Annotated in this window: 16 protein-coding genes; 4 read left to right on the top strand and 12 right to left on the bottom strand. The window is 31.9% G+C overall.

Annotated elements, in window-relative coordinates:
* Nucleotides 1–92: 92 nt before the first annotated feature.
* The 4 genes from C8N26_RS05770 to C8N26_RS05750 all read right to left on the bottom strand — a co-directional run bounded on the left by C8N26_RS05770 (nt 93) and on the right by C8N26_RS05750 (nt 9,966).
* A complete protein-coding gene (locus C8N26_RS05770) occupies nt 93–1,745 on the bottom strand; it encodes a RagB/SusD family nutrient uptake outer membrane protein (RefSeq protein WP_120186436.1) in 1,653 nt (550 codons plus the stop codon).
* A gap of 19 nt (nt 1,746–1,764) precedes the next feature.
* The gene (locus tag C8N26_RS05765) at nt 1,765–4,860 is read right to left on the bottom strand and encodes a SusC/RagA family TonB-linked outer membrane protein (protein ID WP_245962528.1); all 3,096 of its coding nucleotides are present in this window, start codon (nt 4,858–4,860) and stop codon (nt 1,765–1,767) included.
* Between the two features lie 530 nt (nt 4,861–5,390).
* Nucleotides 5,391–6,815: a RagB/SusD family nutrient uptake outer membrane protein gene (locus tag C8N26_RS05755; RefSeq protein WP_120186433.1), complete on the bottom strand. Its 1,425-nt coding sequence runs from the start codon at nt 6,813–6,815 to the stop codon at nt 5,391–5,393.
* Between the two features lie 13 nt (nt 6,816–6,828).
* Nucleotides 6,829–9,966 carry a SusC/RagA family TonB-linked outer membrane protein gene (locus C8N26_RS05750; RefSeq protein ID WP_120186432.1) on the bottom strand — a complete coding sequence of 1,046 codons (3,138 nt, stop codon included), beginning with the start codon at nt 9,964–9,966 and terminating at the stop codon, nt 6,829–6,831.
* 393 nt (nt 9,967–10,359) lie between these two features.
* On the opposite strand from C8N26_RS05750, the gene C8N26_RS05745 reads away from it, so the two are divergent.
* Together C8N26_RS05745 and C8N26_RS05740 are read left to right on the top strand one after the other, a co-directional pair.
* Nucleotides 10,360–11,130 (top strand): LytR/AlgR family response regulator transcription factor, encoded by a 771-nt coding sequence (locus C8N26_RS05745; RefSeq protein ID WP_120186431.1) that lies wholly within the window; start codon nt 10,360–10,362, stop codon nt 11,128–11,130.
* 26 nt (nt 11,131–11,156) lie between these two features.
* Entirely contained in the window at nt 11,157–11,915 is a 759-nt protein-coding gene (locus C8N26_RS05740; RefSeq protein WP_120186430.1) for an ABC transporter substrate-binding protein, read from the top strand.
* Here C8N26_RS05740 and C8N26_RS05735 read toward each other — a convergent pair.
* The 5 genes from C8N26_RS05735 to C8N26_RS05720 form a co-directional block, all read right to left on the bottom strand.
* Nucleotides 11,898–12,095: a hypothetical protein gene (locus C8N26_RS05735; protein WP_120186429.1), complete on the bottom strand. Its 198-nt coding sequence runs from the start codon at nt 12,093–12,095 to the stop codon at nt 11,898–11,900. The genes C8N26_RS05740 and C8N26_RS05735 overlap by 18 nt on opposite strands.
* Nucleotides 12,096–12,247: 152 nt before the next feature.
* Nucleotides 12,248–12,955, bottom strand: a complete 708-nt coding sequence (locus C8N26_RS05730; RefSeq protein WP_120186428.1) for a DUF4197 domain-containing protein — start codon at nt 12,953–12,955, stop codon at nt 12,248–12,250.
* 56 nt (nt 12,956–13,011) lie between these two features.
* A complete protein-coding gene (locus tag C8N26_RS13480; protein WP_170141628.1) occupies nt 13,012–13,176 on the bottom strand; it encodes a DUF5522 domain-containing protein in 165 nt (54 codons plus the stop codon).
* A gap of 83 nt (nt 13,177–13,259) precedes the next feature.
* On the bottom strand, nt 13,260–13,787 hold the full coding sequence (locus C8N26_RS05725; protein WP_120186427.1) for a DUF4136 domain-containing protein: 528 nt from the start codon (nt 13,785–13,787) through the stop codon (nt 13,260–13,262).
* An 11-nt stretch (nt 13,788–13,798) separates the two neighbouring features.
* Entirely contained in the window at nt 13,799–15,793 is a 1,995-nt protein-coding gene (locus tag C8N26_RS05720; RefSeq protein WP_120186426.1) for a urocanate hydratase, read from the bottom strand.
* A gap of 297 nt (nt 15,794–16,090) precedes the next feature.
* Between C8N26_RS05720 and C8N26_RS05715 the strand changes: the two genes are divergently transcribed.
* The gene (locus C8N26_RS05715; protein ID WP_211327788.1) at nt 16,091–16,414 is read left to right on the top strand and encodes a hypothetical protein; all 324 of its coding nucleotides are present in this window, start codon (nt 16,091–16,093) and stop codon (nt 16,412–16,414) included.
* Between the two features lie 70 nt (nt 16,415–16,484).
* Nucleotides 16,485–19,925 (top strand): methylmalonyl-CoA mutase family protein, encoded by a 3,441-nt coding sequence (locus C8N26_RS05710; RefSeq protein WP_120186424.1) that lies wholly within the window; start codon nt 16,485–16,487, stop codon nt 19,923–19,925.
* Nucleotides 19,926–19,983: 58 nt separating this feature from the next.
* Here the strand turns inward: C8N26_RS05710 and C8N26_RS05705 are convergent, their stop codons facing one another.
* The 3 genes from C8N26_RS05705 to C8N26_RS05695 all read right to left on the bottom strand — a co-directional run bounded on the left by C8N26_RS05705 (nt 19,984) and on the right by C8N26_RS05695 (nt 22,782).
* Entirely contained in the window at nt 19,984–20,709 is a 726-nt protein-coding gene (locus tag C8N26_RS05705; protein WP_120186423.1) for a hypothetical protein, read from the bottom strand.
* A gap of 8 nt (nt 20,710–20,717) precedes the next feature.
* On the bottom strand, nt 20,718–22,394 hold the full coding sequence (locus C8N26_RS05700; protein ID WP_120186422.1) for a hypothetical protein: 1,677 nt from the start codon (nt 22,392–22,394) through the stop codon (nt 20,718–20,720).
* Between the two features lie 94 nt (nt 22,395–22,488).
* Nucleotides 22,489–22,782: a TM2 domain-containing protein gene (locus tag C8N26_RS05695; RefSeq protein WP_211327787.1), complete on the bottom strand. Its 294-nt coding sequence runs from the start codon at nt 22,780–22,782 to the stop codon at nt 22,489–22,491.
* Between the last annotated feature and the right edge of the window lie 75 nt (nt 22,783–22,857).

Genomic DNA, 22,857 nt, shown 5'->3' with positions numbered 1-22,857 from the left:
TGGCTTTTTAATTAATTTAAATAACTACATTAAATGAAAACAAAGATTTAATGTAATTAGCTTCTAAATCTAAATCACAACTCCTCTTACTTTTAGTTTTGATCATTTGGAGTAATATTTGGATTCGCATCAATTTCTTTTTGAGGAATTTTAAAAATCCAATCATTATTCACTGAAGGCTTTTCTACTTGATAAGCTCCTTGGTAAAGTACAGCTGAAGCACCAGAGCCTCCATTAGCTCCATGATCTATTCCTTCATCCCAACGAATTTTATCTGTATACCCAAATCCTTCTCCCCATAACTCTAATTTTCTTTGAAACTTAATATGTTCCATTAAAGTCTCTTTAGTATTATAAATAGTTACATCATAAGCACTGTCTCGTTCTTCCCCAAGAGGTCTTAACGCATTCTGCGCTCCAATTACATCATCCATCATTGCTTTTGCCTCAGCTTCTATTAAATACATTTCAGAAGTACGCATATAAATTATATCATCTGGATCAGTAGACCCTGGATTTTTATTTTTTAATTTAAAATGCATGTAAGGGTGTAAGTTAAACCTAGTTGTTAATCCATACTCATTATATAACTCTGCTTTTCTGGCATCATAACCTGCCAAATCATTCGCATAATTTGGATCTTTAGGTTGACCTTGATCATCAAGACCTCCTTGCTGGTTTGCTGCTGATGAATTTGTATTAGGTGCATCAATAATAAATACATCTTTTCTATAATCTGTATCAGGAATTGCATCAATTAATCTTTTATCAGCAATTTTTGGATTACTTCTAATTTGGGCTCCATTAAAAGTATTACTAGCTAAGTAAAAATAAGATCGGAAAAATGTTGTTTCTGTATCTACTACATTACTCCCCCAAATAACTTCTGGTAAATCATTTGTATTAAATCCTAACTTCCAATCAGCCTCATTCATTAAAGGAAAACCTTGTCTAGCTAAGACAGCCTCATCTGCTGCTGTTTTCCACTCTCCTTTTGACAAAGCCCATCTTGCTTTTAAGCCATGAGCTACATTAATATTTAATTGAGATTTATACTTAGGATCTCCTGTTAACCTCGGTGTTGCATTTGAAAAAGCCGATATTGCAGCATCAAGGTCATCCCCTATTTGTTTATACACCTCTTCAACTGTAGCTCTAGGACCAGTAGCTTGAGGTGTTAATATTATAGGTACTCCTGCATCTGTTGTTGGATTTCCTATCAAATAACCTTTAGCATAATGTTGAACAAGTGACAATAGAGCATAAGCCCTATAGGCATATGCTTGTCCTTCTATAGCTTTTAGGTCTGAAGTTACAGGCAAAGTTCCTTCATTAATCTTTCCTATAATAAGGTTTGCATGTAAGATGGTATTATACCTATGATACCATAATAACTCATTTGTCAATGAAGTAGGAACTGTATGAGAATTCCATTGCATTTCTGTTCTCCATCCTAAATTATCAGCATCTGCTGAATGAATTAAATGACCTGCTAAGTTATCTCCTAATGGAATCCAGTAGTGATTCCCTGATCTATTAGAGCTTCCTCCTGGAATAACTGTTTGTAATTGTGCATATAAAGTTCTATGAATTCCATTCAGAACTTTTTGCATATCTTCTGCGGACGACAAAGCTATTGTAGGAGTAACTGCGTCAGTTGGTGTAGTTTCAAGAAAGTCTTCATTACACGAAATGAAGATTGAAAATAAAACTACAACTAGTAATATTTTTATTTTATCTAACATAATTTGTACTTTTTTCTATTTAAAATGATATACTTAAACCTAGAGAAACTGTTCTAGCTGGGCTAAAATCATTACCTGACTGTGTACCTGCAAAATTGTATTGAGGATCTAAACCTTTCCTTTTACTTTTTAAGTATAAGTTCTCTCCTGTTAACGATAATTTTAAATTATCTACACCATATTTATTTAACAACTCTTTATCAAATTCATAACCAAGACTAACATTCTTTAGAGCCCAAAATGATGCATCTGTTAAAAACCTGTCTGAATTACCTGTAACTAAAGTTGTACTACCATTTTCTAATCTTGGAACATCTGTTATATCTCCTGGTTGCCTCCAAGCTCTTAAAATATCTGGATGCATAGAACGCCCATAACGTCCGCTATGCATCATAGATGAATATCCATTATCTAAAATGCTTCCTCCTATTCCGTAGTTGATTAAGAAATCTAAAGTAATTCCTTTATAGCTTAAACTATTGTATATTGAACCTAGTAAATCTGGTATAGAAGAGTCTCCTGTATAAGCTCTTTCAGTTTCTTCCCAATCATTTGTTGTTTCATGGTTTCCATTTACATCTAAAACAGGAACAGTTTCTCCATTTTCATCTTGTTCATACATATAATACAATTGATCTCCATTATTAGGGTCTACACCTGCTGTTCTATATAAGAAAAAATCAAATCTTGATCTTCCTTCTACCCACCTCTTAGATCCATTAATAAATGGAGAAGGTATGAACGTAATTTCATTTTTAAATGTAGATCCTTGTAAAGTTAAATCCCATTTAAAATCCTTCCTTTTAAATAAATGTCCTGTTAAAGCTACTTCCCATCCTGAGTTATACATATCCCCAATATTATCTGGTTGAACATTTATACCGATACTTGGGGCAATCGGAACATTATATAATAAATCTGTTGAATTGCGCTTATAATACTCTACTGATCCGTCTAAGAAGTTATCAAACATAGTAAACTCTATCGCAGCATTAAAGTTTTCAATAGTTTCCCATTGTAAGTTTAAATTTCCTAAATCAGATAAAATAAACGCACCATCCGTTGCATTTGAGGTAAGACCAAATCTTGCTTGATATAAGAAAAAATCGTTCAAATCATCATTTCCTACTTCCCCCCATGAACTTCTTAACTTTAACCTGTTAATAAATGGTAAATTTTTCATGAATTTTTCTTTATGAACATTCCATGAAGCACCTACAGAATAAAAGTTTCCCCATCTAGACTCTGGAGAAAACACAGAAGAAGCATCACGTCTAAACGAAGCACTTAAATAATATTTACTATCAAAATTATAGTTCAACCTTGACAAATAACCTTCAACTGATTTTCTGCTTGAGTATCCATTCAAACTAACTAAACTAGGAAAGTTGTCAAACTCATATATACCTGAAGTGGTTTGAGATATAGCCAATCCACTATTTTCAGAATACAATCTATTGTAACTTTCGTGCCCTAAAGTTAAATCGAAATTATGATTACCAAAACTTTTAGCATATGTTAGAACTTGAGTAAAGTTTTGCACTTCTCTCCTAGATCTTTCTTCACTATATCTCCCTCCTGGATCTACTGGTGGGTTTCCTTGAGCATCACCAATGATAGCATTTTCGTATTCTTTTTCTAAGCTTTCATTAATATCCCTACCATAATCTAATCGTAAACGAAGCCCTTCTAAAATTTTAAAATCTCCAAAAAATCTAAAACCATAGGTGTTATCTTTATCTCTTTCATCATTTAATAAAAGCTCTTGTAAAGCATGACGCTCTTGATAAATAGGTCTTGTACCTATGTTGTATTGAGGAAATCCGCTACCACTATCAAAAATAGGGTTTCCTGCTTGATCTTTTACGATGTTTCCATTTCGATCATTAACATAAACTGGATAAATAGACCCCATATTCTGAGCAAAACCAAAAGGGTTTACAATACTTCCTGTTCCTGCAGAACTAGGACCTACAGCTTCTGTTATAGTAACATTTGCACTTCCTCCAATCTTAATATTATCATTAACATCAAAATCTGCATTTAAACGGGTAGTAAGTCTATCAAAATTAGATTTTACCACATACCCTTCTTCATCTAAATAAGAAGTAGAAAAAAACACTCTATGTTTTTCACCTCCTCCAGATACATTAATATTATAATTTTTTCTGTATCCTGTACGCTCCATAAATTCAAACCAATCTAATGTTTTATACATTAATTTAGCATTAGGATTAATTTTTCCATCTACCCCTACAATTTGATCATTTGGAACATTAAAAGGATTATACCCTAACTGGCTATAAATATTATCTGAAGCATAACTTGCGCTACCACCAGCAGCTGATGTATTCCTTAAAGCTTCCCACATTACTTCATAATATTGACTTGGAGTAACTTGGTCGTATAATGAATTGGCTCTAGAAACCATACCCCCTTGTATAGAAGCATTTACTTTTATAGCTCCTCTAGTCCCACTTTTAGTAGTAATAATTACAACACCATTTGCAGCTCTAGCTCCGTATAGAGATGTTGAAGCTGCATCCTTTAATATTGTAAGAGACTCTATATCCTCCTGATTAATAGAATTTAGAGATCCTTCATACTGCACCCCATCTACTATAAACAAAGGATCTGTATTTCCATTTAGGGTACCAACTCCTCTAATCACAATACTTGGAGTGGAACCTGGTTGACCATTAGTAGACGTAAATTGAACACCTGTAGCCCTTCCTTCTATTGCTGCAATTGGAGAAGTTAGGTTTCGCGTTGCAAGTTCTTCAACCCCTAAAGTGTTTACTGCTCCTGTTAAAGCTTCTCTTGTCGTAGTACCATATGCTACAACTACTACTTCATCTAACAAGCTACTGTCATCTTCTAGTTTAACATTGACAACCGATAATGCACCTACTTTCTTCTCTTGAGTTTTGAGCCCAACAAAACTAAAGACTAGTACTTCTCCTTGACTTACTTTAATAATATACTTACCATTAAAGTCTGTTTCCACTCCTTTGTTAGTTCCTTTAATTACCACACTTACACCAGGCAAAGGTCCTGTTTGATCTGTCACAGTTCCTGTGACTGTTTTTTCTTGTGCTAAAATTGACATGCTCATAAGCAAGAACATTAGCGTTAAGTAGTTTTTTAATTTCATAAATTAAATTATTTGAATTATAAACCATTATTTTACAATGATTTTAAAAAATTAACTTTATAAAATTAAAAAATTAACTATAACATAACATTATATCTATTTTTTTAACATTTAAAAAATTGAAATAAAACAAAAAGCATTTTTGAAAAGAAAAAAAAAACAAACAATAACAATATTAAACAAAGAAAAAACTTCTTCAATAGCGATAAAAATAAAAAAAGTCAAGGTTAATGACTCCTTGACTTTGTATAACTAATTCAAATAATTACATCAATGAAAACAAAGTTTGATGTAAGTAGTGCAAAAGTATTAAGCTTAATACTTCATACTTACAACTTTGATTTGAATCACCTTATTTTTGATTTGAAAAAACAATATCTTAAAAGTAAAAAAGCTGAGAGTGTACTCTCAGCTTTTCTATTTATCAGGGGAATCATCTGTTTTTACAAGCAAGACATTTCTTACTTATAAAAAAGTAGATTAAGAATTATTTAGTTCTGATCTGCTTCAGAAATATTCGGATTTTTATCTATTTCTGCTTGTGGTATTTTAAAATTCCATCTTGCATTTCCAGCTTCAAATTCAACAGGCCATCTGTGAGCCTCTCCTTTTCTAGAAATAGCTTGATTTCTTCTTTTTAAATCAAACCATGATACTCCTAATTCTCCATACAATTCTTTTCTTCTTTCTATTAAAATTTCATCTACTAATGCTTCTTTAGTAGCTGCCGAAGATAAAGCAGCTGCAGTATCTCTTGATTTTAAAAGTTCTAATAAAACATTCTTTGCCCCAGGTAAATCATTCATTTCTGCTTTTGCTTCTGCCTCTATTAAATACATTTCTGAAGCTCTCATAAACACTAAATCTCCTGACCTATCTGCTAAATCTCTAAACTTTTCAGTTACAAATGATGTAGTACTATTTGTAGATCCTGTAGAAACAATTAATGATTTTCTAATATCAGTATCACTAGTAAATAACGCTTGAAAATCTTTACTTACGTATATATCATTGTATCCAGATGTATTATGATCTATAAAAGAAAAGAATCTTGGAGCTCCAGGTTGTTGTGATGCATTAAATGGTAACGCCCACATCCATTCATCATTATTAATTGTATTAAAGCCTTGTGTATAGGTTTTAGTATCCATTAGTGTATAACCTCTCTTAGCTTTAGCCGCATATTCTGCTGCTTTAGCCCAATTACCAACCTCTAAATATACTCTTGCTAAAAGCCCCTCTGCTACAGATTTATTAAACCTATATTTAGAAAGCGAATTTGACATATTTGGAACAGCTTCTTCCAACTGAGTTATAATCCTATCATATGTTTCTTTAATAGTACCTCTACCCGTTGGTTTTACATCTGAGTTTATAGTAGCTGTATATAAAGGTATTCCTGGTTTACTGTCACCTAACAGGTAAGAACCAGAATAATATCTTACTAAGTTAAAATAACAATATGCTTCTACTGCTTTTAATTCACTTATATAAGCTTTTTTCTTATCTTCTGGTAATGTTGAACTAGTAACCCCAATTACATGAGTTCTTGAAATATTTGCTACTGAATAGAAAAGTTCCCATGCCCAATTAGCTCTTCTTCCATTCGAGTTCTCTGTAACATCCCATCTATGTTCAAAAATATACCAGTTAAACCCAGGGACCATTAAATCTGTCCCCATAACATCTGCTCCTAAATAATAAGCCTTTCCTCCCCAAGTATCATGACTTGCCCTATAGTCTCTCAACACAGCGAACATACCTGTTAAAGCTGCATCTACTCCTGACTCAGTGGTATAAGTTACTTTATCTGAAACAGAACCTGTTGGTACTGGTTCATCAAGGAATTCATTGCTACACGATGTAAATCCTATCAATAAAGCTCCTATTAATGTATATTTTAATATATTTTTCATTTCTTATTCTCTTTTATAGTGAAATATTAACTCCTAAAGACAAAGTTTTCAAAACTGTAGATCTGTTATCTGTAATACCATTAAAAGCTTGTTCAGGATCATCTAAATTATTTTCTCTTTTCCATGTCCAATAATTGTCTGCTGATAAATAAACTCTTAACTTTCTTATTTTAAGTTTATCTAACATTTCTTGGTTCAAATTATATCCTAAAGAAATGTTTTTTAAACGTATGAAATCCCCTCTTTGCAACCATCTTGTAGATCTAGAGTTAAAATCATCAGCTTCTGTAGTTAACTTTGGTACATCTGTAATATCTCCTTCCTTTTGCCATGCTTTTAATGTTTCTGAACTTGATTGTTCTCCTAAATTTCTAGCTTTCATTAAAGAAGAGAAATCAGTATTATAGATATAATTTCCAAACTTATAGTTAAAGTTTAATGTTAAATCAATACCATTATATTCAAACTTAGTTCCTAATCTACCTTCAAAATCTGGCAATGCTGATTTACCTGTATAATACCTTGTAGCTTCCGAGTAAGTAGAAGTTTTTTCCCTTCCTGTTACTTTCCCGCTTGTATCTACCACATCTTTGTACCATTCTGGAGCCCCTGTTGTAGGATTAACTCCCGCCCATTCTCTCATATAGAATTCGTAACGATCTCTACCTGCTTCCCAACGGAAAGAACCTCGATTTTCGATTTGTTTAATATCTTCTATTCTGTTTTGGTTTGTAGAAATAGCGAATGAGCTCGTCCATCTAAATTTATCATTTTCAACATTAACAGAATTCACATTAAATTCAAAACCTTTGTTACTCATTTCTCCAAAGTTTCTCCATTTTCCTAGAGCTCTTGACTCGTTGTTTCCATCTATACCTGCTCCTTCTGAACCTGTTGATGGTGCTGGGACATCAAAATATAATAAGTCTGTTACTCTGTTATCATAATACTCTAAACTACCATAAACTTTACTATTAAAAAATGCAAAATCTACACCTATATTCAATTTATTATGTGTCTCCCATTTTAAATCAGGGTTTGCAATTGCTGTAGGTACCAAACCGGGATTTGCTAAAATATTAAAACCTAATCCGTTTTGATCAAGGAAAGTAAACTGTTGATTTATATTCTGATTACCAACTGTACCATAACTAGCCCTCAATTTTAATGAATTTACAAGACCATTACCTTTTAAGAACTCATCATAAATACTCCATCCTGCAGCAACAGACCAAAATGTTCCCCAACGATTCTCTTTTGCAAAGATTGAAGATGCATCCCTACGAACACCAGTTCCAAAATAGTATTTTTCATCAAAGTTATAATCCAATCTACCAAAGAAACTATACAATCTATTCTTTTCCGTAATAGAACTTGCTCCTGTAGGTAATACTCCATTATCTAGCTCAGGTAAATTGGCAAAAGCATAACCTGTTGAAGTAGCTGAAACCCTGTTATATGTATTATCATACATTTCCTGTCCTAAAAGCCCTGTTAGTGTATGCTTTTCATCAAATGTATTTTTATATGACAATGTATTAATAACATTCCATGTTTTTGTAGTATTTCTTTCTTTTGTACTATACCTATTATCTACTTGTTCTTTAGGCGTTCCTACAAAGTGATTATTAAATAAGTTGCCTTCATATAAATAGTTAGTGTAGTTAAATTGAGACTTTAAGTTAATCTTATCATTAAATTTAACTGTAAGATATGGGGAAAAGTTAAATGTATTTCTCTCATATAATTTTACACTACCATAAGTTTCTGCTAAAGGGTTATAGTTTCCAAAAAAACCTCTTTGTTCAGCAAAATCATACTGCTTGTTACCATTATTATCTGAAATGAAGCTACCATCAGCATTCCTCTTATATAATGGATATATAGAAGAAACAGATCTTACATACTGTATATTATTAGCATACGTACTACCGCTTTGAGTTGGCACATTTGACTCACTAATTGTAACAAAGGCATTAGCACCTACAGATAACCATGATTTAACATCAGAAGAAAGGTTTACTCTTCCGTTATACCTTCTAAATTTAGAATTTAAACTAAATCCTTCACTATCTAAAAATGCACCTGAAACGAAATATCTTGTTTTTTCATTTCCTCCTCTTAACACTAAAGATACATCTTGTCTTGTTGCTTTTTGAGTTAAGATGTCATAATAGTTTGTTTCATAAAGTAACCTTGCATTACTCTTAATTTTACCATTAGTATCTACTGGTTCATTTATACTATATGGATTTACAGCTAAATCTGTCATAACATTAGAAGAAGCAAATATTGCTGCTTGTTCAGCAGCATCTCCTTGATCTAATCTTTCATTTCTAATTGCTTGCCAAGAAGTAGTTACAATTTGTTCTGCACTTAAATAACTATAATCATCTGTAGCTTTATCAGAGAAACCATAACTTGTATTAATTTCGATGATACCTTCACCATTAGTATTCACACCTGATTTTGTCTTAATAATAATAACTCCGTTTGCTCCTCTGTTACCATATAAAGAAACTGCATCAGCATCTTTTAATACAGAATAAGACTCAACATCATTGAAGTTAATAGAGTTTAAGTTACCTGCAAATTGAGCTCCATCAACAATGATTAATGGGTCTACATTTCCTTGTAAAGACCCCACACCTCTAATTCTAATTGTAGGACTTGCTCCTGGTTGCCCAGAGGCATTTACCATAGATAAACCTGAAGTACCTTGTAATGCCTCAGTTACAGTTGTAACTTTTAAGTCTCCAACCTCTTTAGCAGACACGACACTTACCGCCCCAATAATATCCTTTTTCTTTTTTGCTGCATATGCTACAGACACCACTACCTCATCCAAGATATTAGCGTCTTCTTTCATAGCTACGTTAATTGTAGATGACTCTCCTACAACCTTTTCTACTTTGGCATAACCTAAAAACATATAAACAAGTACATCACCTGTTTTAACATTCATGGTATAATTACCATCAAAATCAGTTTCAGTACCTTTTACAGTACCTTTAATCACAATACTTACACCCGGTAAAGGGCCTGCACTATCGGACACTACCCCTATGATTTTTTTCTCCTGTGCATTAATATTTAGCATAAAGCTAAAGAAGAATAATACACAGATCACATTTTTTAAATGTAGATTCATAAATTATTAAATTTTTATTAATTAACATTTGTAAAACTAAAAGCAATAAATCATCAGCAACACCTATTTGAAGCTAAACACCTTTAAATTGATGTGAAAAAACATTTTTAAGAAGCAAACAACAAATCCCCCATTAACAACACTTATTAAGTATTATTAATTTTTTCAAAACCCTTTATTTCTCTAGTATTAGGAAGGTTTTCTTCTTTATTTTTGCAACACAAATCAACTAATTTTTAATAAACATGGCAACCTTCAACCATTCTTAATAATTACTAATCTGACTTTTAACACATAACACTAATTTTATAAAACTTTAACTAAAATTAAACAGACTTTAGACTAGGGGATACCCTTTTTTAATTGTTATAGTTACCAGAAAACAAAGTACAAATGAAAATATCAATCCTAATCGTTGATAACAATAAGACCGCTCGAGCTAGATTTAAAAAATTAGTGAGTGAATATAGTTTTATAAATATTGTTGGTGAATGCTCTAATGGTGAGGATGCTATAGAAAAAATCAACATCTTAGTTCCAGATGTAGTCTATCTTGATACTAAAATTAATGATATGACAGGTTTTGATATTATTGAAAAAATCACCCTAAGCAAAAAGCCTATATTCATTTTTACTGCCTCTTCGAACGAACATGCTGTAAAAGCTTTTGACTATTTTGCTTTTGACTATTTATTAAAACCTTTAGAAGAAGATAGATTTTATGCTTCAATAAAAAAAGTGATTGATTACAAAAAAATAAAAGAACTCTCTAACTTAGACAATATTTTAGACTTTGTAAAAGACAAATCCCCTGTTGAAACACCTGTAAAAGGAACCAAAATCAACATTAAGTCTGGAAATAAAATAATCTTTTTAGAGCGTAATACGATCAAATATATATCTGCATCAGGTTACTATGTAGAAATTTTCACTACAGACAATAAGAAATATCTATTAAGAGAGTCATTATCTAGCATTATCAAAAGATTAAACTCAAATCTTTTTGTTAGAATTCATCGATCTACCATAATTAACTCAAATTTTATTGACGAAATAATCACTTCTAACTACGGTGAAACTGACGTGAAAACGAACGATAATAAAACCTTTAGAGTTAGTAAGAGCTACAAAAAAGATTTTCAAGAATTAATGGGGGTTAAATAGTAGTTTTGAATCATTACTTTTGTGTAATGGATAACTCCAAAAAATATACTCGAATTATTTCTTTAGTACCAAGTCAAACAGAACTTTTAGTGGACTTAGGGCTAGAAGAAAATATCATTGGTATTACAAAGTTTTGTATCCATCCTAATCACCTTACAAAAACAAAAACCATTGTTGGTGGTACAAAAAACATAAAGGTTGAAAAAATAAAAGAACTTCAGCCTGATATTATTTTATGTAATAAGGAAGAAAACACCAAAGAAATAGTTGAAGCTTGTCAACAAATAGCATACACTCACGTTTCTGATATCTTTACACTTACCGACGCTATTGACATAATTTCTTTGTACGGAAACTTTTTTGACAAGCAAAAAGAAGCTGATAAAATGATTTATGAATTAAAGTCAAAAATAATTGACTTTAAAAATTTTATTCAAAATAAACAAAGTAGAAAAGTGGCTTATTTTATTTGGAGGAATCCTTGGATGGTTGCTGCAAATAATACGTTTATAAACCACCTACTAGAACTTAACAAGTTTGAAAATGTTTACGCTGATTTAGAACGTTATCCTGAAATTACACTTGATTCTATAAAACAAAGAAAGACCGAGCTTATTTTACTCTCTTCAGAACCTTTCCCTTTTAAAGAAAAACACATTACTGAAATAAAAGAGCACACAAACAACAGCACTCCTGTTTTAGTGGATGGCGAGTACTTTTCTTGGTACGGTAGTAGACTGTTAAAAGCTTTTGATTACTTTAAGGAGTTACACAACAGGGTTTGACATATCTTCATCTAAATATTTTATTCTATTTAGCTTTTCTAATATCTTCATTGCTTTGAATGCTGAGCGGTCACTTTTACACTCATCTTCATATTTATAATCATTAGCCGTCTCAACCAAACTACGATATCTTTCTTCAAGATGCTTTTTATATCTTCGTAATTGATTAATTCTTGACATTTCTATTAAAATTTAAGCGGATTATAAATATACACAAATATTTGATTTACAACAACATGAAAACAAACTGAAATTTAAAATAGGGAAAATTCCTATTTTGACTATTACTGATAATAAAAAAAGCTCTAGATTTCTCAAGAGCTCTTTTTATGTTATTTATTATCCTGCAAAGCAAAAACTTGTCGTAATAACGCTGTATCGCGTAATCCTACTTTATTACGTATACCTTTCTCTTCAACAGCAATCATTGTAAATACCCCTTCTAATGCTTCAGTAGTTACGTAGTCTGTTAAATCTGGATTTACTTTTTTTACAAATGGAATACTATTGTATTTTGATATTAAGTTTGACCAAATTTTATCAGCTCCAACCTTAGCAAATGAGTTTTTAATTACTGGATTAAACTCACTATATAAAGCCGTTGTTGTTTTCCCTTCTAAATAAGAAGTAGCTGCATTATCTGCCCCTAATAGAATATTTTTGGCATCTGCAAACGTAATTTCCTTAACAGCATTTACAAAAATTGGTGTAGCCGTTTTTACAGCATCTTCAGCAGTTCTGTTAATCGCTTTTAAACCTTCATCAGCTAAATTACCTAAACCTATACTACGCAATCCTTTATCAACCGCTTGCAATTCTTCTGGTAATAAAATTTTTACAAGATCATTCTTATAAAACCCATCCGTAGCTGTTAACTTGGTTACCTGATGTTGAATACCATTATCTAACGCTTGACGTAAACCATTACCAATTTGTTCTTGTGTTAACACGCCTCCTTGAGGTAATTGATTTACTACTTTTTGCAACTCTGCACATCCTATAAAAGTAAGTGCAATAAAGAATACTGTAATTTTTTTCATTTTACTTGTTTGATTTTATCTATACTTTAGAAACAATAAACTAATTATTGTCACATTTATTTGAAGCTGTCGGTATTTTTATCATATCCATACGGACAGTGTTTACATCCACTTTTACAACAATATCCTCGTCGTAAATGATACGCTTCTTTAAAAACCCTATACCCTTGTTCATTCGTATAATACTCATCGGGCGTAGGCTTTAATATCTTGTTTTTCATACTACAAATATCATAAAAAAATACGTTAAACAGACTTTGTATTTCTGCTTAACGTATTTATATTTATCTTAAAAAACTAAATCTTACTTTTTAGCATTAGGAGGATACTCCGCCATTATCTCTGCTACAAACTCCTTAATACGAGCTTCTTTTCTTTCTACACTACTTGTACTCAAAGCTCCTGTCCCTATTCCTTGCCAAACTAACTCTTTTTTATCAGCATCTAACAAATCAATAAATAAGGTTCCTTCTGTATATTGAGAAACTGTTACTGGACTCGGACCATAATACCATGGATAGTAAAACCCTCCATAATAATTATCATTTACATTAATACGCTCACGAGATTTGGTAAACAAACTCACTAAAACATCTGGCGTTGCTGATTTGGTCATTCCCTTAGCCATTAACTCAGCTTCAATAGCACGCATAATACGTTTCTTATCTAAATCAGAAATTGGAGCTTTATCTATTCCTGTTTTGTAAAACGCAAATGTTTTATACTGATTAAAATCAGTTTGAGTATCATAATCAGTAACTACTCTTACCGAACTACATGAAGTAATTAGTAAAGCTACGATTGGCAAAAAAAGTAATTTTAAATTTTTCATTTTCTTAGGATTTACATGTTTTCTAATAATGCATCATCTACTAAGTTAGGAAGTGTTACTTTTAGTTTCTTTTCAGCTTCCATGGCACGTTTAATAGCAAAAACAGCTTCGTCATTTCTCGCCCAACTACGTCTTGCTATTCCGTTATTTACATCCCAGAAAAGCATTGATTTTAAGCGTCTTGATGCATCTTTAGAACCATCAAGAAGCATGCCAAATCCACCATTAATTACTTCTCCCCAGCCTACTCCACCTCCGTTGTGGATAGAAACCCAAGTAGCTCCTCTAAAACTATCTCCAATTACATTATGAATTGCCATATCTGCTGTAAAACGAGATCCGTCATAAATATTTGAAGTTTCGCGGTATGGTGAATCGGTACCTGAAACATCGTGATGATCACGACCTAATACTACTGGACCTATTTTTCCTTTCTTTATAGCTTTATTAAAAGCTTCGGCTATTTTCATACGTCCTTCAGCATCCGCATATAAAATACGTGCTTGCGAACCTACTACTAGCTTATTTTCTTGTGCTCCTTTAATCCACTGAATGTTATCCGCCATTTGCTGTTGGATTTCTTCAGGAGATTTTTTCATGATTTTCTCTAACACCTTGCAAGCAATAGCATCCGTTTTAGCTAAATCTTCTGGTTTTCCTGAAGTACATACCCAACGGAAAGGACCAAAACCATAATCAAAACACATAGGTCCCATAATATCTTGTACATAACTAGGGTACTTGAACTCTCTTCCTAAAGTTGGATTTGGATTCATTACATCGGCCCCTGCTCTACTTGCTTCTAATAAAAAGGCATTTCCATAATCGAAGAAATAGGTTCCTTTTGCTGTATGTTTATTTATCGCTTTTGCATGACGGCGTAAAGTTTCTTGCACCTTCTCTTTAAACAATTCAGGATTGTTTGCCATCATCTCATTTGACTCTTCAAACGACATATCTACAGGATAATAACCTCCTGCCCAAGGATTATGTAACGACGTCTGATCTGAACCTAAATCGATATGCACATCTTCTTCAGCAAACTTCTCCCAAACATCCACTATATTTCCTAAGTATGCTAACGAAACAACTTCTTCATTCTCTTTTGCTTTTCGAACACGTGCTACTAACTCATCTAAATCAGTCATCTTCTCATCAATCCACCCTTGATCTAAACGAACCTGCGTTATTTTTGGGTTTACCTCAGCACAAACTGTAATACAACCTGCAATGTTTCCTGCTTTTGGTTGTGCTCCACTCATTCCTCCTAAACCAGCGGTAACAAATAAATTACCTTTTGGAGACTTTCCTATTTTTCTAAATCCGTTTAATACTGTAATGGTTGTTCCATGTACAATTCCTTGTGGTCCAATGTACATATAACTCCCCGCCGTCATTTGCCCATATTGAGTAACTCCTAAAGCATTGAATTTTTCCCAGTCGTCTGGTTTAGAATAATTAGGAATCATCATTCCATTTGTAACTACAACTCTTGGAGCATCTTTATGTGATGGGAATAACCCCATTGGGTGTCCTGAATACATTACCAAGGTTTGTTTATTTGTCATTTCAGACAAGTACTTCATGGTTAATAAGTATTGTGCCCAGTTAGAAAATACTGCTCCATTACCACCGTAAGTAATTAATTCGTGAGGATGCTGTGCTACTGCATAATCCAAATTGTTTTGAATCATTACCATAATAGCCTTCGCTTGCTCAGATTTCCCTGGATACTCTTCAATAGGACGCGCGTACATTTTATAATCAGGACGGAAACGATACATATAAATTCGTCCGTACTTCTCTAGTTCTTCAGCAAATTCAGGTAATAATTCTTCGTGATGTTTTTTATCAAAATAACGCAACGCATTACGTAAAGCTAACTTCTTTTCTTCTTCAGTTAAAATTTCCTTACGTTTTGGTGCGTGGTTTATCGTAGTATCATACTCCTTTTTTGGAGGTAATGTAGTTGGTATTCCTTGTTTTATTTGTTCTTTAAAAGTCATTTTATACGGTTTTTAGTTTCCAGTAAAAGATGAAAACTTATTAATTTTAAATCTGTTGATAATCGTAAAAATGAAGAAACTATGGATAACGGATATCTGCTCTGTGATACTGAGCTTCAATCCTCTTTTTATATTTTAAAGTTAAAAAATCCATCTTCTTTGAAGTTTGCACAAATATAAGTTTATACAGTTAAAAACTGCATCTTTAAAAAGTATAAATTTTTCTTCTTTTTGTATTTTTTCTGTTGTGCTAACAATAAATTGTACCTTTGGTAAGTTTATTGCATGAACAGGTTTATGATATTTATTTCAAAACATATAATACCAAAAGGATTTTCTGGAATGACATTGTATCCTTTTATCTTTTTAAAAAGAGAAGATTTAAAAGGTGATCCTGTTTTAATAAACCATGAAAAAATTCATTTAAAACAACAATTAGAATTATTGATTGTTTTCTTCTATCTATTTTATTTTTTAGAGTGGTTTATCAAGCTATTAATTTACCGTAACACTTCAAAAGCTTATAGTAATTTAAGTTTTGAGCGAGAAGCCTATAAAAACGAACATAATTTAGATTATATCACTACTCGAAAAAGGTGGGCATTCCTATCCCATTTATAATTGTTAAAACATCCTGCTATTTTTTAAGATTTCCGTAAATTGCGTACCCGAAAATTAAGACAATTTACGAATGGAACAAATAACTCCCTATAAACCTAAACACAAAGTACGAATTGTAACTGCGGCTTCTCTATTTGATGGACACGATGCTGCCATTAATATTATGCGCCGAATTATTCAATCTACCGGGGTTGAAGTGATTCACTTAGGGCATGATAGAAGTGTGGAAGAAGTGGTTAACTGTGCTATTCAAGAGGATGCGAATGCTATTGCTATGACTTCGTATCAAGGTGGGCATAATGAGTACTTTAAGTACATGTACGATTTATTGCAAGAAAAAGGAGCTGGACATATTAAAATATTTGGTGGCGGCGGTGGAGTAATTCTACCTGAGGAAATCAAGGAATTGATGGACTACGGAATTACTCGTATTTATTCACCTGATGATGGTCGTGAATTAGGATTACAAGGAATGATTAATGATTTAGTTCAACAATCAGACTTTGCCATAGGCGATAAACTGAACGGTGAGGTAGACAAGTTAGCAAATAAAGAAATTGGAAGCATTGCTCGTGTAATTTCTTCTGCTGAAAACTTCCCAGAAGTTGCTAAAGAAGCTTTAGATGCTATTCATGAAAAAAATAAAAATTCTAAAACCCCTGTTTTAGGAATTACAGGTACAGGTGGTGCTGGTAAATCGAGTTTAGTGGACGAATTAGTTCGTCGTTTCTTAATTGATTTCCCAGAAAAAACTATCGGATTAATCTCTGTGGATCCTTCAAAAAGAAAAACAGGAGGAGCTTTATTGGGTGACCGTATTCGTATGAATGCTATTAACAATGAACGTGTGTATATGCGTTCGTTAGCAACTCGTCAATCAAACTTAGCTTTATCTAAATATGTAAATGAAGCAGTTGAAGTTTTAAAAGCTGCAGAATTTGATTTAATTATTTTAGAAACTTCAGGTATTGGACAATCAGATACCGAAATTATTGAGCACTCTGATACTTCGTTATATGTAATGACACCTGAATTTGGTGCGGCTACACAGTTAGAAAAAATCGACATGCTTGATTTTGCTGATTTAGTAGCTATTAACAAATTTGACAAAAGAGGAGCTTTAGATGCCTTACGCGATGTAAAAAAACAATACATGCGTAACAACAATTTATGGGATGTTCACATGGATGACATGCCTGTTTTTGGTACGATTGCATCTCAATTCAACGATCCAGGAATGAACTCGCTATACAAAGCGATTATGGATAAGTTAGTTGAAAAAACTGGAGCTGATTTACACTCTACTTTTGAAATTACGAAAGAAATGTCTGAGAAGATTTTTGTAATTCCACCAAGTAGAACGCGCTATTTATCTGAAATCTCAGAAAACAACCGCGCTTACGATAAAAAAGTTGATGAGCAAGAAAAAGTAACTCAGAAACTATACGGAATCTATCAAACTATCTTATCTGTAATTCCAAACGAAGTAACAGAATCATTCCTTACCAAAAATGGAATTGACCAAGATGAAATTCAGAAACAAGTTCAAGAAGAAGAGCAACCCTTTGTCAAATTATTATTTGCTCAATTTGATAAAGTAAAACTAAATCTTGACCCTTATAACTGGGAAGTTATTTTAAACTGGCAAGACAAAGTAAAAAAATACAAAGACCCTATCTACTCGTTTAAAGTACGTGATAAGGAGATTAAAATAGAAACACATACAGAATCACTTTCGCACACACAAATTCCGAAAGTAGCTTTACCAAAATATCAAGCTTGGGGAGATTTGTTACGTTGGAATTTACAAGAAAACGTACCAGGAGAGTTCCCATATGCTTCAGGATTATATCCTTTTAAACGTACGGGAGAAGATCCAACACGTATGTTTGCTGGTGAAGGTGGACCAGAGCGTACCAACCGTCGTTTCCACTATGTAAGTTTAGGTATGCCTGCAAAACGTCTTTCTACTGCTTTTGACTCGGTTACATTATATGGTAACGACCCAGGACATAGACCTGATATTTACGGTAAAATTGGTAACGCAGGAGTATCTATTTGTTGTTTAGACGATGCTAAAAAATTATATTCTGGTTTCGACTTAAGTCATGCAATGACTTCGGTTTCTATGACCATCAACGGTCCTGCTCCGATGTTATTAGGATTCTTTATGAATGCTGCAATTGATCAAAATTGTGAAAAGTACATCAAAGAACACAAGTTAGAGAAAAAAGTAGAAGCAAAACTTAAAGAATTATACGACGACAAAGGAATTGACAGACCAAAATACAACGGTGATTTACCAGAAGGTAATGACGGATTAGGTTTGTTATTACTAGGTGTTACTGGTGATCAAATTTTACCTGCAGATGTGTATGCTGAAATTAAAGCAAATACTTTAGCACAAGTACGTGGTACGGTTCAAGCAGATATTTTAAAAGAAGACCAAGCACAAAACACGTGTATTTTCTCTACAGAATTCGCCTTACGTTTAATGGGTGATGTACAAGAATATTTTATTGAGAAAAATGTCCGTAATTTCTACTCTGTGTCTATTTCAGGGTATCATATTGCTGAAGCAGGAGCTAATCCAATTACACAGTTAGCCTTAACATTGGCAAACGGATTTACTTATGTAGAATACTACTTATCAAGAGGAATGGATATCAATAAGTTTGGACCAAACTTATCTTTCTTCTTCTCTAATGGTATCGATCCTGAATATGCTGTAATTGGTCGTGTAGCTCGTAAAATTTGGGCAAAAGCTTTAAAACATAAATATGGTGCGAACCCTAGAGCTCAAATGTTAAAGTATCATATTCAAACTTCTGGACGTTCATTACATGCTCAGGAAATTGATTTTAATGATATTCGTACAACACTACAAGCGTTATATGCGATTTACGACAACTGTAACTCGTTACACACAAATGCCTATGACGAAGCAATTACAACACCTACAGAAGAGTCTGTACGTCGTGCGATGGCTATTCAGCTAATTATTAATAAAGAATTAGGATTGGCTAAAAACGAGAATCCTATTCAAGGTTCATTTATTATTGAAGAATTAACCGATTTAGTTGAGGAAGCAGTATTAACTGAATTCGATAGAATTACAGAACGTGGTGGTGTATTAGGAGCAATGGAAACCATGTACCAACGTTCTAAAATTCAAGAAGAGAGTCTATATTACGAGACCTTAAAACACACAGGTGAATTCCCTATTATTGGGGTAAACACTTTCTTAAGTTCTAAAGGATCTCCAACAGTAACTCCACAAGAAGTTATTCGTGCTACGGAAGAAGAAAAACAATTCCAAATAAAAACGAAAGAAAACTTAAACAAAGCACATGAAGATAAAATAGAACAACTTTTATCTGAAATGCAATCTGCTGCTATTAACAATCAAAACCTTTTTGAAAAATTAATGGACGCTACCAAAGTTTGTTCATTAGGTCAAATTACTGCTTCATTATTTGAGGTAGGTGGTCAATACAGACGAAACATGTAAAAGGCAATGCCTTTAGATAAATATTTAAAGCCTCGCAGAAATTTCTGCGAGGCTTTTTTTATAATAAAAATTGATAAACCTGTAAAACAATAGATGTTATTGTTATAAAGAATAAAATGTAAATCATTTTTTTTTGTCTTTTGAAAATTTTGATAAAATGATCTTCAGAAGAGGAATGATAAAGACTTTTTAGTTCCTTTACCTTTCTATTAGTATCCTCCGAATAATTATTTAATTCAATTTGTAATTCTTTTAAATTACCATTTAAAACACCAAAATTATAATCGTTCCTTTCTTGTTTTCTCTTTTCTTCCTTTACTCTCTCTATTTGAGAAATAATAACTCTATTTAAATTTTTTGAATTATCACTGGAATTATTAACACCATTTTTAAGTTGATTTGAAATTTCCTCTAACTCAGTAGTACTTTCAGATAATTTTTCAAAAGAAAGTCCAGAAAGCATAGCTAAAGAAGATATCATTTTTGACATATCTTTTATGTTTTCATTATTATTCTTTATCAAGTTATTGATTATTCTAGTAGTTTTTACATCTGTGTTATGATTTTCGTTAATCAAATTAAAAAGATCTCTCGTTTTATACCCCCCGAAAAATTTTTCTTCAGTATTTAAAATTGAATTTGAAGAAGAGTCTAAGTCTTTGAATAAGTTTTTAGCTTGATTTTTTGACAACTCTAATCTTTCCTCTAATCTATTTAAATTATTTATTATTTTACCAGCACTTACAATACCTTTTGCGGTATCGCTAATTGTAATATCCTTCATAGTTCTTTTTATATTGAATCTAACATATTTAATAAATCATTATTTTCTTTATTGATATTTTTCCCTTCATCAATTTTTTTAATAATATCATCTTTTATCTCTCTTACATTAGAAAGAGAAGTTTCAATATTTTCCTTAAATAAAGAAATTAAAGGGAGTGTATTTTGAAAAACAGAAAATGTAGTTTTAATTGACTCCGTTGCTTCAATATCTGATATTTGAGTTTTTATAGGGATTAACTTTTCAGATTTCTCTTCTAATAAACCCTCTTTTTTCTTAAGTTTTGTTAACTCAATATTGTCTTTGTACTCTTCCCAACCTTGCATTAACAATACTGAACCAATACCTACAATTAATCCTGCCAATACAGGTGACACATAACCTGCAAAAGGGGCTGTAAAAGGTAGCGCAGTGATTAAAGCTGTTTGAATAAGTTCTTCTAAAGCTAAACCGATTAGCGTAGCTACAGTTGCCCCTAAAATTTTTCTACATTCAGCAAGTTTTTCTTCTTTAGTGTATTTACTAGACAACAACACCTTAAAAGCTTTCATGATAGAATAAAAAGCCGTTTTAATAAACTTAAGGATATTTTTAAATATTTTAAATATACTATTTAAAAGCGCATCTAAAAAAGTAGAAATGAAAGAATTGATTGAGAAATCTTTAAATGTCTTTATTAATTCTGAAGCTCTTGTTTTAATTCTCTCACTGATATTTTTTACTTTTACTTTCAGATCATCTGTTGAGTTCTCATTTTTAAATTCATCTATTGTCTCAGTGATAGTAATTGTTAATAATTGACCAACAGCAGCTTTTGCCCCTGATTTTAAGGCATTAGATGCAGCTACCTTAACTTTTTCCTTGGCAATTCTTGTCTTTTTTTTATTCTTTAAAAAATCTTCACGAGCCTCCTTTGCTTCATTTATAGTTTTATCCATTAACTTATCATTTACTTCATAATACTCTGCATTGGATACATCTAGATTCTTCTTACTTTTTTTCTCTTTCCATTTTTCGATATCCTCTGTAGATGTATCATTAAGAGATTTATTTACATCTAACCTAACTGGGACTAAATTTTTATCAGAATTAGTAAACTCTCTTCTTTCTTCAAGAGTAGTAGTATAATTCATAACTTTATCATTATAATTTTCTTTTACAGAAATTATATGTTCAAAAGATACTTTTTCGCTCTCTATTTCGCTCTCTTTATAAATCTTTTTACCTGTGTATTTACATACAAATTCTCCTTTTCTATTATTTTTATATACTTCTTTTTTCTTTAAATCAAATTCTCTCCCTGCTAACAACTTTCTGTGTTCTTTTGATTTATATGACAAATTTTTAGTTTTGTCTATCAGTTGTTGAAATTCATTACCTGTAGTGTATTTATTTACATATTTAATAGGTCTTTCAGATTTAGGCATATTTTCCCACTTCTGATAGTTTTTCATTTCATTTTCAAAAGCTATTGCCTTAGTATCATGTATTGTGTTTTCTAAAATATCAGAAACTCCTAAAGCTATTGTAATAGTTTCAATAGATTTAGTTTTAATTGATTCCAGTAAATCATTGTTTAATTTTTTAGCTTCTAATTCAGATATTTTGCTTTTTGTATCATTAAGTTCATTAACTATCTCAATTTCTTTTTCACTAAGTTCAATTTTAAATTTTTCTATATCCATTATTATATTTTTAATTAACTCTAAACTTTAGATTCTAAATATAGAAATAAAAGTTAAAATGGTTAGTTTAACTTTTATTTCTCTCCTTTATTTCCTACCCATTTTTCACTGCTTGCATCATCATCATTTGCTTTTGGAAGTCTTCATCTTTTTCTCTTTTTTCCAAATCGGCAATTTTTTGTAAAATTGGCATATTATGTTTTTGTACTACACTTGAGATTCTAAACATATCAATAAATGCCCAAAAAAACATACCTCCAAAGGTGATCCAAAATAAAATTTGAATTCCCCAATTCCCCATATAGGCATAATGTGAACCTCCTAAAAAATAAAACAAATACGCTTTTCCTGAATCTTTTAACTGACTTTGTAAATAATGTTTATTCATAATAATTTGATTTTGATTATACGACAAAATAAAACCATCATTTTCCACGAAAATGGGACTACAATATATTTTCCC

The sequence above is a fragment of the Tenacibaculum lutimaris genome (assembly GCF_003610735.1).
Taxonomy (GTDB): domain Bacteria; phylum Bacteroidota; class Bacteroidia; order Flavobacteriales; family Flavobacteriaceae; genus Polaribacter; species Polaribacter lutimaris.
Note: the sequence above shows the minus strand (reverse complement) of the source record. Positions and strands in the feature narration are given on the sequence as shown.